At 70.0% G+C, this 12,026-nt stretch carries 9 protein-coding genes; 4 read left to right on the top strand and 5 right to left on the bottom strand.

All coding sequences use genetic code 11. The features are described 5' to 3' along the window. Positions 1 to 333 precede the first annotated feature (333 nt). From MMF96_RS03125 to MMF96_RS03105, 5 genes are read right to left on the bottom strand one after another with little or no spacing between them, the layout of a single operon-like run. Positions 334 to 1,626 (bottom strand): DUF58 domain-containing protein, encoded by a 1,293-nt coding sequence (locus tag MMF96_RS03125; RefSeq protein WP_176615472.1) that lies wholly within the window; start codon positions 1,624 to 1,626, stop codon positions 334 to 336. Between the two features lie 12 nt (positions 1,627 to 1,638). Next, entirely contained in the window at positions 1,639 to 2,721 is a 1,083-nt protein-coding gene (locus MMF96_RS03120; RefSeq protein WP_256882542.1) for a MoxR family ATPase, read from the bottom strand. Beyond that, a complete protein-coding gene (locus tag MMF96_RS03115; RefSeq protein WP_256882541.1) occupies positions 2,718 to 3,992 on the bottom strand; it encodes a DUF4350 domain-containing protein in 1,275 nt (424 codons plus the stop codon). The genes MMF96_RS03120 and MMF96_RS03115 overlap by 4 nt, the downstream gene beginning before the upstream one ends. Then, positions 3,989 to 4,699 carry a DUF4129 domain-containing protein gene (locus MMF96_RS03110; protein ID WP_256882540.1) on the bottom strand — a complete coding sequence of 237 codons (711 nt, stop codon included), beginning with the start codon at positions 4,697 to 4,699 and terminating at the stop codon, positions 3,989 to 3,991. Before MMF96_RS03110 ends, MMF96_RS03115 begins: the two co-directional genes overlap by 4 nt. A 15-nt stretch (positions 4,700 to 4,714) precedes the next feature. Beyond that, entirely contained in the window at positions 4,715 to 6,172 is a 1,458-nt protein-coding gene (locus MMF96_RS03105) for a hypothetical protein (RefSeq protein WP_256882539.1), read from the bottom strand. A gap of 300 nt (positions 6,173 to 6,472) precedes the next feature. Here MMF96_RS03105 and mtrA point away from each other — a divergent pair, with 300 nt between their 5' ends. From mtrA to MMF96_RS03085, 4 genes are all read left to right on the top strand, one after another. Further along, on the top strand, positions 6,473 to 7,147 hold the full coding sequence (gene mtrA / locus MMF96_RS03100) for an MtrAB system response regulator MtrA (RefSeq protein ID WP_176615467.1): 675 nt from the start codon (positions 6,473 to 6,475) through the stop codon (positions 7,145 to 7,147). A 37-nt stretch (positions 7,148 to 7,184) separates the two neighbouring features. Then, positions 7,185 to 9,194 carry an MtrAB system histidine kinase MtrB gene (mtrB, locus tag MMF96_RS03095; protein WP_256882538.1) on the top strand — a complete coding sequence of 670 codons (2,010 nt, stop codon included), beginning with the start codon at positions 7,185 to 7,187 and terminating at the stop codon, positions 9,192 to 9,194. Then, the gene (locus tag MMF96_RS03090) at positions 9,191 to 10,945 is read left to right on the top strand and encodes an LpqB family beta-propeller domain-containing protein (RefSeq protein ID WP_256882537.1); all 1,755 of its coding nucleotides are present in this window, start codon (positions 9,191 to 9,193) and stop codon (positions 10,943 to 10,945) included. Before mtrB ends, MMF96_RS03090 begins: the two co-directional genes overlap by 4 nt. A gap of 96 nt (positions 10,946 to 11,041) precedes the next feature. Beyond that, positions 11,042 to 11,911, top strand: a complete 870-nt coding sequence (locus MMF96_RS03085) for a ComF family protein (RefSeq protein WP_256882536.1) — start codon at positions 11,042 to 11,044, stop codon at positions 11,909 to 11,911. Positions 11,912 to 12,026 lie beyond the last annotated feature (115 nt).

The raw sequence follows: 12,026 nt of genomic DNA, 5'->3' as shown, positions 1-12,026 counted from the left end.
CGATTGGGGCGTTTCTCCCCGACGCTCGCTCCCAATTGGGGCGTTTCTCCCCGACGCTCGCTCCCGATTGGGGCCTTTCTCCCCGACGCTCGCTCCCGATTGGGGCGTTTCTCCCCGACGCTCGCTCCCGATTGGGGCGTTTCTCCCCGACGCTCGCTCCCGATTGGGGCGTTTCTCCCCGACGCTCGCTCCCGCAGGCCTGCGCCCAAGCGGGGCCTGCGGGAGGATCGACGATGGATGCCCGGATTGCGCGTGAGCGTTGACGTAAACACCCCCGGTTGCAACCGACGGTCGGTGGAAAACGCCCCGGTTGCAACCGAGGGTTGGGGGTGGTCAGAGGCGGCCGGCGGCCTTTAGCCGGATGTAGGTGTCGGCCAGTTCAGGGGGAAGGCCGTGCGGCGGGGCATCGACCACCTCGGCGCCCAGCTGCTTCAGGACGGCCGTGATGGCCGCGCGCCGGTTCAGGGCGTGCTCGGCGGCGGCTGCACGGTAGGCGAGGGCCGCCGTCGAACGTTCCAACCGGTCCTCATCCAGGGCCGGGTCCCGGACGGAAGCCACGACCACCACATGCTTTTGGGCCAGCCGGGCCACGAGCGGTATCAACCCCTCCTCGGGGGCGCCGGCGTCGAGCGAGGTCACCAGCACCACCAGCGCCCGGTGCGCTGTCACGGCCCGGACCTGGCCCGGCACCCCGGCCGTGTCCAGCTCAATGAGTTCCGGCTGCAGCGGTGCGAGCCCCTGCACCATGGCGCCAAGCATGTTGCCCTTCCCCGCGGACGACACCCGCGCCCGCACCCGGCGGTCATAGGCGATGAGGCTGACGCGGTCGCCGCCGCGTTCGGCGAGCACCGCCAGCAGCAGCGAAGCCTCAATGCCAGTGTCCAGCCGTGGTTCGTCCCCGATCCGGGCCGCGGAGGTCCGGGACGTGTCCAGGACAATGACCACGCGGCGGTCGCGCTCCGGCCGCCAGGTGCGCACCACCACTTCGCGCCGCCGGGCCGTGGCCCGCCAGTCGATGGAGCGGACGTCGTCACCGCGGACGTAGTCGCGCAGCGAGTCAAATTCGGTGCCGGCCCCGCGGATCTGCACGGCCGCCCGACCGTCCAGTTCCCGGAGCTTGCGCAGCTTGGAGGGCAGGTGGCGCTTGGCATGGAACGGCGGCAGCACCCGCAGCGTGCCCGGCGCCGTGATGGTTTTTTGCCGCGCGGCCATGCCCAGCGGCCCGAACGACCGGATGGTCACGTGCTCCGTGCGCAAATCCCCGCGGCGCACCGGCTCCAGCGCCACCCGGACGACGGCGCGTTCCCCGGCCGGGATGCGCAGCGCCTGCAACGCGTTGACCGCCCCGGCGGAGGGCTGCCAGCCGTCGCGCACCTGGCCGCGCAACGGGCGGGACGACTCGTTCGCGAGCCGGAGCACCGCCGTCGTGCTTTCCGTCAGGCGCACGCCTGTGGGAACTGTGCGGCGGACGGCAACACGGCGTGGGGACGCCGCCAGCGCAAGGTCCACGGCCAGCACCGCGAGCAGTACGGCCAACGCAACCAGCCACGTGGCGGCGTTGGGCGCGGCAATGACCGGCACCACCGCCAGCAGTGCCAGGAGGAAGAACCTGCCCGAAATGGCCATCCCGGCGGCGCGCTAGCGGGGGACCGGGACGGTGCCCAGGATGGAAAGCAGGACCCCGTCCGCCGAGACCCCGTCCATCTCCGCCTCGGGGCGCAGTGAAACGCGGTGGCGAAGGGCCGGGAGGGCGAGGGCCTTGACGTCGTCGGGGGTGACGAAACTGCGCCCGCACAGCCAGGCGTACGCGCGGGCGCACTTGAGCAGGGCCGTGGCGCCGCGGGGCGAAACGCCCAGCTGGAACGACGGCGCCGTGCGGGTGGCGCGGGCCAGGTCCACCACGTAGGCGAGGACTTCGGCGGCCACGCTGACCCGGGCGGCGGCTTCACGAGCCTGGGCGAGGTCCGCGGCGCCGGCCACGGCACGCACGCCGGCGGCGTGCAGGTCCTGCGGGTCAAAGCCGAGGCTGTGGCGGCGGATCACCTCAATTTCCTCCTCGCGCTCCGGCAGCTCCATGGTCAGCTTGAGCAGGAAGCGGTCAAGCTGGGCCTCCGGCAGTGGATAGGTCCCCTCGTACTCCACCGGGTTCTGGGTGGCGGCCACCAGGAACGGGGCGGGCAGTTTCCGGGACACGCCGTCCACCGAGACCTGGTGTTCCTCCATGGCCTCCAGCAGTGCCGCCTGCGTCTTGGGCGGGGTGCGGTTGATTTCATCGGCCAGCAGGATGTTGGTGAAAACGGGCCCCTCGCGGAAGGTGAACCCGGCCGTGTGGGCGTCATACACGAGCGATCCGGTGATGTCGCCGGGCATCAGGTCCGGCGTGAACTGCACACGTTTCATATCCAGGTCCAGGGCGGTGGAGAGGGCCCGGACCAGCAGCGTCTTCGCCACGCCGGGAACTCCTTCCAGCAGCACGTGCCCGCCGGCCAGCAGTGCCACGAGCAGCCCTGTCACGGTGGCGTCCTGGCCCACCACCGCCTTGGCCACCTCAGCGCGGACCTGCAGCAGGGCCGCGGCCGGACCCGCAGGACTGGCCGGACCCGCGTCCCCGTCAAGGCCGGCCGGGCTGGCGGCGGCCGGCTGGCCGGGAAGCCGGCCCGGCTGCAGCTGGGGTGCCGGCGGCAGGTGCGGTTGCTGGGTTTCGGGGTGTTGTGCCGTCATCGTGGGGCGACTTCTTCCTCTAGGGCAGTCAATTGTGCGGCCATGGTTAGCAGCTGTTTGTCGTTGAACGGGATGTCCGTGAGCAGCAGCGCCTCGAGCTGCTGCTCGGGGCGTCCGGTGTGGGCGGCAGCAGCCTCCACCACGGCGGAGGGATCTGCGTTCGATCCCAGCCGCAGCCGCTGCGCCAGCCTGGTCAGCGTGGCACGTTGCAGGGCCGCGGCGGCCGTGTCCTGGGCATGGGCGTCCTGGTACATGCGGGCGCGCCCGGCCACGGTCTCCGAGGCCTTGACGACCACCGGCAGCGGTTCGGCGACCAGCGGCCCGTGCCGCCGCCCCCGCCACAGCATGCCGATGACGGCCACCAGCAGCAGCCAGGCCGACGCCGGGAAAATCCACCTCGGCGTCAGTTCGGCCAGGGTGGGCGGATGGCTTGCCGCAGGCACATCCTTCAGCGACGCCGTGTACCAGAGCAGGTGCGGCCGGCTGCCGAGCAGGCGGAAGGCCAGTGCCGCGTTGCCCTGGCTTGCCAGCCGTTCATTGCTGACGACGGCGGGGGTCCCCACCACTGTCACCCCGCCGCTGCTGTCGGCCGCCATGAAACCGGCGGTCCCCCCTGCGGGGGCGAAGCAGGTCACGGCGCCGCGGTACAGCAACGGCGACGGGTTGCCGGCCGCGCCGATCCCGTCCACCCCGCGCACGTCGAGGGCACCGGCCGCCACGGCGTCGGGGTTGGAGCAGCCGGCCGCCACTGGGCTGCCGGCGGCGGCAGCGGGCGCGGTTCCGGCAGCGGAGATTTCGGGGCTGAGCTTTTGCACGGCCAGCGGGCCCGGGGCCAGTGCAACGAGTGCGGCCCCTGACTTCTGCGCCGACCCGGCCAGCCGGGCGGCCTGGCCTGGCTGCAGCAGGGACATCGGGTCGTAGACCAACACCGTGGTGGCGCCGGTCCCGTTCGCCGAGAGGGCCTTCAGGGTGGACTCGAGCGAGTCCGTGGCCGTGACCGTGACGCCCTGGCCGCGCAGGACGCTGGCCGCGGCCTGCGCGCCGTCGGGCGCGGGATTGGTGATGGACAGCGGTTGCGTGCTTCGCCCGCCCAGGGAGGCGGCCAGCAGCCCGGCCACCGTCACGGCCGCCAGCGCGGCGCCGGCAACGACCCACAGGCCGTGCTTCCGCCACCACGCACCGGCGCGTTCCGGACCGGTGCCCCCGCCGGCCCTGAAGACGCCGGCTTCGGCGGCAGCCGCACCGCCAGACGTGCGGACAGGCGCGTTCATGGTACCCCCACCTTGCCGGCCGGCCCGCCGGCGGCACCGCCGAAAGTGTCGAAGGTGTCGCCGGCATGGACGGGCCGGGCCGACGACACCGCGAGATCGGTGGCGACGAGTTCGTCATACATGCCGCGGTCCGGGACTGCGTGGCCGTATCGCACGGCATTGAAAAGCTCCGCGGCATGCCGCAGCGCAGTTCCGTGGGCGGGGAACGCCTGCCCGAGCCCGCCGGCGATCTCGGCCGCCGTCCGGCCGGGCCCCGCCGAGGTGGCGTCGCGCTCCTCGCCGGAGCGCACCATCGCCCTGAATTGTTCGCTGACCGCCGTGGCCAGGTCACCGCGTTCGACGGCGGAGCGGGCCAAGCTGCGGTGTTGGCCGGAACTGAGGGCGGCCGTGCCGTCGAAGACTGCCATTTTTCCGGCAGCCCTGCGGTTGAGCCGGGGGCGGACCACGATGGCCGCCGCGACAATGGCCAGGACCACCACGCCCAGGGCCACCAGCAGGCCGGTGTTGCCGCCCAGCGAGCCCATTCCTTGGAGGAAATCGGCGAAGGCCTTCCGCAGCCAGGCAAGAATTTGGGCGCCCAGTCCCGGCCTGGCGTCCTGGTAGACCTTTTTGGCCAGTTCCTCCGCCGCCCAGCGGCGCGCCTCACCGGCCCCGGGAACAACGGGGACGTCAAACTGCGCGGCTCCGGCCAAGGTCAAGGGGTTCATGGGCAGCAGGGGCGCCTACTGGCCGGGTTGCTGGTTGGGCGGGTACCCGTTGGGTGGGTATGCGGAAGGGGGCTGCTGGCCGGGCGGGATCTGGCCCGGGTGGGGCGAAGGCCCGTCCTGCCCCGGATACCAGGCAGGCGGGTAGGCGGGTGGGGGCTGGTGCGGATACGGGGCGGCCTGCGTGGATCCTGCCGCGGCCGGGACCGGGGCACCCCGGCCGGGGATGCCGCCGTCGTCCTTCCCCGATTCGGACTCCTTCAGGAGGGTGACGTCGAATCCGTCGCGGCGCATGCGCAGGTCAACATAGAGCAGCGCCATGACGCCGGTTTGGAAGGCGACTGTCACGGCACCGACCAGGGCGCCGATGAGGGAGGTGGCGATGGAGGCGACCGCCGTGGTGCCGGCCAGCTGGTCGGGGCCCGGCGCCATCACCGGCAGCAGGAGGCCCATGAACAGGCTCACGGGGGTGCTGATGATGGCGCCGATGGCGCTGGCAATGATGGCGGCCAGCGCAGCAATGCCGAAGGTGCGCCACCAATTTTGCCGCGTGAGCTGCCAGGACCGTTTGATCCCGGCAAACACGCCGGTGTTCTCCACCACGATCGCGGCGGGGGCCAGCATGACCTTGACGCCGGCCCACACGCCCGCCGCCAGGAACGGCAGGACCAGCAGCAGGCCAAAGCCCACGGCGGCAAGGCCGCCGGAGCTTGAGCCGATGCTGCCTGTGGCAAACAGAATCCCGATGAGGACGGCCATGTAGACGGCGACGGCAAGAATGGTGGCCACGCCGTAGACCAGTGCCAGCAACAGCAGCGTTCCGATGCGGGGCCTGACCAGCCGCCACATCTGCCCAAAGCCGGTTTTATGGTTCAGGGTGGCGCGCAGGACCGGGACCACCAAGGCTCCCTGCAACACCATCTCGAGCAGGCCGGTAATGATGGCGATGCCGACAGTGCCGATGGAGAACTGGAGCACGGACCCGGCCAAATTGTTCAGCTGCGCCTCGGTGGGCGCCGTCTGCGAGAGCGAGTCGGCAAAAATACTGGTGGACATGCCGTTGAGGAACGGCAGGCTCACGGCGAGCGTGAGGACGGCCGTGAGGACCTGGAAGATCAAGGTGGAGCCAAAGACGGCCTTGCCGTTGCGCCGGGCCGCCTGGAACGCGCCGTCGAGCACCTCGCCCAGGCGCAGCGGGCGCAGCGGGATGACGCCGGGCTTGGGCGGGGCGGCGTACTGGTTGTAGCCGTAGGGATTCGATCCGGGCTGCTGCGGCCGTCCCCACTGCGGCGGCTGCGGCGCGTATTGCCCCCACTGGGGCTGCGCAGGCTGCTGCGGCGGCGTCCACTGGGAAGGTTCGTAATGCGGCGGCACCCACTGCGGTTGCGCGGGCTGCTGGGCAGGCGGCGGTCCCGGCGGCGGAACGGAACCGCCCTGGCCCGGGCCGGCCGGCGGTTGTTGTGGTTCCTGCGTCATGATGCTCCCGTGTCTTGGTCCCCCGTCAAAATGTCCGCTGCGCCCGCCCCGGCGGGTCCTGGTGAGGGCCCGTTGGCGGGGCGCTCGGGAGCATCCGGAAGAAGATGCAGCTTCCAGGTTCTACCCTATCCGCAAGAGCTGAAATTGCCCCGTGACCTGCCGGAAAATACCGGCGCGGGCCCTCCGGAAAGGCCAGGCGTGCAGCTGCGGACCGCCCCGGGCACGCGAAACGTCGCGGTTTCCGCCCCGCCGTGGAGGGGCGATGGGGACTTTGGGCCCCGAATAGGCAAATATAGAACCATGAAGGCACGCATTTTAGTGGTAGACGACGACGAAGCACTGGCCGAGATGATCGGGATCGTGCTGCGCAATGATGGATTCGACCCCGTCTTTTGTGCCGACGGTGCCAAGGCGCTGGAGACTTTCCGTTCGAACAAGCCGGACCTGGTGCTGCTGGACCTCATGCTGCCCGGGATCGACGGCATTGAAGTGTGCCGGCTCATCCGCGGCGAATCCGACGTGCCCATCGTCATGCTGACGGCGAAGTCGGACACCTCCGATGTGGTCCGCGGCCTCGAATCAGGTGCCGACGACTACGTGGCCAAGCCGTTCAAGCCCGCGGAGCTGGTGGCCCGCGTCCGTGCCCGCCTGCGCCCGGGCGACGTGAAGGCCCCGGAAACCCTGTCGATCGGCGAGATCACCATCGACGTGGCCGGCCATGCCGTTCGCCGCGCCGGCGAGCGGGTTTTGCTGACCCCGCTGGAATTTGACCTGCTCGTGGCGCTGGCACGCAAGCCGTGGCAGGTCTTCACCCGCGAACTGCTGCTGGAACAGGTGTGGGGCTACCGTCACGCAGCCGACACCAGGCTGGTCAACGTCCACGTCCAGCGCCTGCGTTCTAAAATTGAACGTGACCCTGAGGCCCCCGAAGTGGTCCTGACCGTGCGCGGCGTGGGCTACAAGGCCGGGCAGTAAGGGCATCGACGGCATCGGACACAGCGGCGGAAGCACCATGAAAACCAGTCAGGAAGGGCCGGGACACCCGGTGGACAGCGGTTCCGGCGGCGCCGTCGCAGGCGGGCCCGACGCCGGCACATCCTTTGCGCCCCCGTCGCCGGCGGCCGCTGCGGCCCCGCCGCTTGGCACGGACGAGCCCGGCCCCGACGAGCCCGGCCCCGACGAGCCCGGCCCCGACGTGCCCGGCGGTGCCATGGCGCGCGCGTGGTCGCAGCTGTGCCATGGCCTGGCGGCGGCCGGCCGGGGCATTTGGCGAGCCTTGAAGGCCGGCGAGGCGGCCCTTGGACGCAGCTGGCGCACTTCGCTGCAGTTCCGCACGGTGCTGACCACGCTGGTCATTGCCTCCATCGCCGTCATTGGGGTCGGCGGCTACCTTGCCGGACAGATCTCCAGCGGACTGTTCAAGGAAAGGCTGGCCCAGGCCCAGGTGGAATCCAGCCGTGGTGCCACCCAGGTCCAGGAAAGCTTCTCCGGGGCCAGCCTCAGCGACCAGCAACGGGTTTCCACCTTCGTCCGCGACGAGCTGCAGTTGCTGGAAGTGGGCGGCTCAGACGACAACCGCAAGTACCTGATGGTGAAGATCCCGCACCAGGACAGCACCTTGGCCGTCAGCTCCGTCGGGTCCATCGGCGTTACCTCCGCCATCATCCCCGATGAACTGCGCCAGGTGGTGCAGGCGAACAAGACGGGGCAGTTCTGGCAGTCGATGGAACTGCCCACCGGATCCTCCGGCGGCCACCCGGCGGTGGCGATCGGCTCCCAGGTGGAACTGTTGAACACCGGCTACGAGTTGTACATGTTTTATGACCTCAACAGCGCCCAGCTGACCTTGAACTACATCCAGTCGGTGCTGTGGCTTGCCGGTGGCATCCTGCTGCTGCTCATCGGCGCCATCACCTGGTACGTGACGCGCATGGTGGTCCGGCCGGTCAGCCTGGCCGCTGCGGTATCCGAGAAACTTGCCGCCGGCCGGCTCGAAGAGCGCATTCCGGTGGTGGGCGAGGATGAGATGGCGCGGCTGGCCACGTCGTTCAACAAAATGGCGACGTCCCTGCAGGACCAGATCAACGCCCTGGCCGCGCTTTCCGAGATGCAACAGCGCTTCGTCTCCGATGTCTCCCATGAGCTGCGGACACCCTTGACCACCGTGCGCATGGCCGCTGAGGTGTTGTTCGACGCCCGCGACGACTTTGACCCGATCAACAAGCGTTCCTCGGAGCTGCTGTTCCACCAGGTGGAGCGCTTTGAACTGCTGCTCGCCGATCTGCTGGAGATTTCCCGGTTTGACGCCGGCGTGGCCGACCTCGATGTTGAATCCCTGGACATTTTCTCCGTCATCGACTCCGTGATCGACGCCGCACAGCCCGTCGCCGAGGCCAACCACAGCCAGCTTTCCGTGGTCACGAGGCTGCGCAACCACAAATGCATCGTGGAAATGGATGCCCGCCGCATCGACCGGATCCTGCGCAACCTGGTCCTGAACGCCCTGGAACACAGTGAAGGCCGGCCGGTGAAGATTTTCGTCTCTGCCGACGAAAGTGCCTTGGCCGTGGCCGTGCGCGACTACGGCATCGGCATGTCCCCGGACGCCCTGGAACACGTCTTTGACCGGTTTTGGCGGGCCGATCCGGCCCGTGCACGCACCACCGGCGGCAGCGGCCTGGGCCTGTCGATCGCCACCGAGGACGCGCGGCTGCACGGCGGCTGGCTTGATGCCTGGGGCACCCCTGGCGAGGGGGCCTGCTTCAGGCTCACGCTCCCGCGCAAGCGCGGCGGCGAACTGGAGCACTCCCCGGTACCGCTTCCCCCCGACGGCGGTGCCGCGGCCGCGTCGCTGCACCTGAACACCGGCCCGATCATGACCAACACCGGCTCCTTTGGCGTGGTCGGCGCGTTGGGCGCCGTCGGCCCTGCCGGTTCCACAACACACAACGGCGCCGCCGGCCCCGGCGTGGCCAAGACCGGCACGCCGTCCCACGGTGACCAGGGAAAGGCGGAATCATGAGGGAAACCCTGCCGGCCAGGGCCTTGGACACGCGCCACCGCCAGCCACGGCGCAAGGGGTTTCCGGCGCTGCTGGCGATGGCCGCCGTCGTGCTCTTCATGGCGGGATGCGCGGCCATCCCCACCGACGGGCCGGTCGGCACCAGCGACCCGGTGAGCACGCGCAGCAACTCCAACAAGGTCGACTACCAGCAGTACAACCCGGTGGCCGGGGCGTCGCCGGAAAGCATCATCCGCGGATTCATTGACTCGGGGACCGGCATTGGTGACGACTTCCAGACCGCCAGGCAGTACCTGACGGCCCCGCTGGCCCAGTCGTGGGCTGCGGACAAGCGCACGCTGGTTTACACCAATACCGTCTCAGTCACGCCTGGCAAGGCCAAGGACTCCTACCTGGTCAAGTTCGACACCGTTTCCTCCGTGGATTCGACCGGCGTGATGACACCCGCACCGGCAGGGTCGACGGACACCATCGAAATGGACCTGGTCCAGGTCGACGGGGAATGGCGGATTGCGAAGACGCCCGACGGCGTGGTGCTCAGCCAGGACACCTTCAACGTGCTCTTCAAGCCGGTCACGCTCTACTTCTACGATTCCACCTACACCTACGGCGTGCCCGATGTCCGTTGGCTCGCCGGAACGGGCTCCCGCACCGCCACGTCCATTGTCCGGGACATGCTGGCCGGGCCGGCCCCCTACCTCAAGGGCGCCGTTTTCAGCGCCTTTCCGGCGGGCATGTCGCTGGCCCGGGATTCCGTGTCCGTCAACAACGGCCTGGCCAAGGTGGGCCTGACCGCCCAGCCGCTGCTGGAATCGAGCGTGCAACAGCGCCAGCGCATGCATGCGCAGCTGCTCGTCTCCCTGCGCGGGGCCGTGAACGACGTGACGGAGGTGCAGTTCCTGGCCGACGACCGGGAGGTGGACATGGGCGGATCCGGCGACGCCGTGCCCGCCATGGTCATCGACAACCCCGTCCCGTCCGCCCAGGTGGGCATCTCGAAAAACGAGCTTGCCATGTACGACGGCGGCACCGTCGCCCGCGTGGCAGGGCTGGGCTCCGTGGCGGCGCTGGGCCCCAACGAGCCGGCCATGTCCTACAACGAGAAGAACTTTGCCTTCCTCTCCGCCGACGGCGACCACGCCTTCACCGTTTCGGCGGGCCACCCGCCGGACAACGTCGCCTCCGGTGTGGCCCTGACCGCGCCGTCCTTCGCCCCGAACGGATGGCTGTGGACCGCCGCCGGGGATGGCTCCGGCATGGTCTTCGCCGCCAACGCCGACCCCGGGGCCAAGGCAGCGGCGCCGGTGGTGCTCACCGTCCCGTGGCTGACCGGCCGGGAGGTCACCACCTTCCGAATTTCCCGTGACGGCACGCGCGCCCTCGTCATCTCCAACGCCCACGGGGAAAGCCAGGTCTCCATCACCGGCATCTCCGTTTCCGGCCAGGTCCCCAAGGCACTGACAGAGCCCATCAACCTGGCCCACGAGGGCGCGCCGACCATCGGCGTGTGGACCGGCGAGACCAGCGTCGCCGCCATGGCACCGTCCACGACGTCCGAGGTGGCCATCCAGGTCCTGGACTTCGCCAGGCCGACCTCAACGCTGGCGCCGCTCAAGGGCGCCACCTGGCTCAGTGCCGGGGCAGGACTGCACGATGTGCACGCCCAGACACCGTCGCAAATGTACTCGCAGGCGGGAAACTCCTGGCAGCCCGCCGTCAAGGGACTGGGCCAGGCATCGTACGCGGGCTGACGGATGCCGCCCTCCCCAAGGCACATGGCAGGCGTGTTGTCCACAGTTTCGCACCGGGCACTGGCGGCCGGGACAGCCGGGCGCGAGGCTGGGGGGATGGACGTCCCCCGAACTGCAAGCGGCAGGCCTGCCGCCAGGCACCGGGACAGGCCGCGGCACTGGTGGGCCCGGACCCTGTCCTGGTGGGGTGCGGCGTGGCACGACTTCCACTATCTGGTGATGCCCGCCGAATGCGTCGCCTGTGGCCGTGACGACGCGGCACTGTGCCCGGACTGTGCCGTAGCCCTGCGCCGGCAGGCACGCGACCCGTTTCGGGCGGAGGAGGCGGCCGACGCCTTGATGAGTGTTTTTGGCCAGACGACGCTGCCGGTGGTTGCCGTGGGTGACTACCGGGACATCCTCTCGGCCGCCATCCTGGCCTTCAAGAACCACGGCCGAACTGAACTGGCCACCGAACTGGGCCGCGCCCTGGGGCGCGGCGTGGAGGCCCTGCCGCGGCTGCTGCCCGGAACGGGCGGCCGGGAGCTGATGCTGGTTCCGGTGCCCAGCACCGTCGGCGGTTGGCGGCGCCGCGGCTACGACCCCGTGGCCCTCCTGCTGCACACACTCGCCCGGGAACGCCGGCTGCCGCCGGGAATGTCAGTTGCGCCACTGCTGGCCATCCGGCCCAGGCTGCCCTGGCACCGCAGGAAGCAGAAAGCACTGGGCCGCGCCGCCCGCCGCGCCAATGTCCGCAACTCCATGCGCATCCGCCGCAGGCTCCACCGCGGCGCCAGGCCTGCCGCGCTTCTGGCCGGGGCCGACGTCGTGGTGGTTGACGACGTCCTGACCACCGGCTCAACGGTGGGCGAGGCAGCCCGGACCCTGGCGGGAACGGGCGCCACTGTATGCGGTGCGCTGGTGCTGGCGGCAGCCCGTTCGCCCGCCCAAGGGGGCGGCGGAACGACCCTGGGACGGCGCGCCTGAAAATAGTTTTGGGCAAAAGATGAATAAAAGGTATCCGTGAACTAACGTGAGTAAACGGGTACCTTTCACGAGGGGAAACCACCCGTCGGCGGCCAGGAGCGAAGCTTGGATTGCT

The sequence above is a fragment of the Arthrobacter sp. STN4 genome (genome assembly GCF_024539665.1).
Classification (GTDB): domain Bacteria; phylum Actinomycetota; class Actinomycetes; order Actinomycetales; family Micrococcaceae; genus Specibacter.
This window is presented reverse-complemented; position numbering and strand designations above follow the sequence as displayed.

Coding starts and splice junctions, on each gene's coding strand:
- MMF96_RS03125 (WP_176615472.1), bottom strand. CDS start 1,626: ATGGCCATTTCGGGCAGGTTCTTCCTCCTGGCACTGCTGGCGGTGGTG.
- MMF96_RS03120 (WP_256882542.1), bottom strand. CDS start 2,721: ATGACGGCACAACACCCCGAAACCCAGCAACCGCACCTGCCGCCGGCA.
- MMF96_RS03115 (WP_256882541.1), bottom strand. CDS start 3,992: ATGAACGCGCCTGTCCGCACGTCTGGCGGTGCGGCTGCCGCCGAAGCC.
- MMF96_RS03110 (WP_256882540.1), bottom strand. CDS start 4,699: ATGAACCCCTTGACCTTGGCCGGAGCCGCGCAGTTTGACGTCCCCGTT.
- MMF96_RS03105 (WP_256882539.1), bottom strand. CDS start 6,172: ATGACGCAGGAACCACAACAACCGCCGGCCGGCCCGGGCCAGGGCGGT.
- mtrA (WP_176615467.1), top strand. CDS start 6,473: ATGAAGGCACGCATTTTAGTGGTAGACGACGACGAAGCACTGGCCGAG.
- mtrB (WP_256882538.1), top strand. CDS start 7,185: ATGAAAACCAGTCAGGAAGGGCCGGGACACCCGGTGGACAGCGGTTCC.
- MMF96_RS03090 (WP_256882537.1), top strand. CDS start 9,191: ATGAGGGAAACCCTGCCGGCCAGGGCCTTGGACACGCGCCACCGCCAG.
- MMF96_RS03085 (WP_256882536.1), top strand. CDS start 11,042: ATGGACGTCCCCCGAACTGCAAGCGGCAGGCCTGCCGCCAGGCACCGG.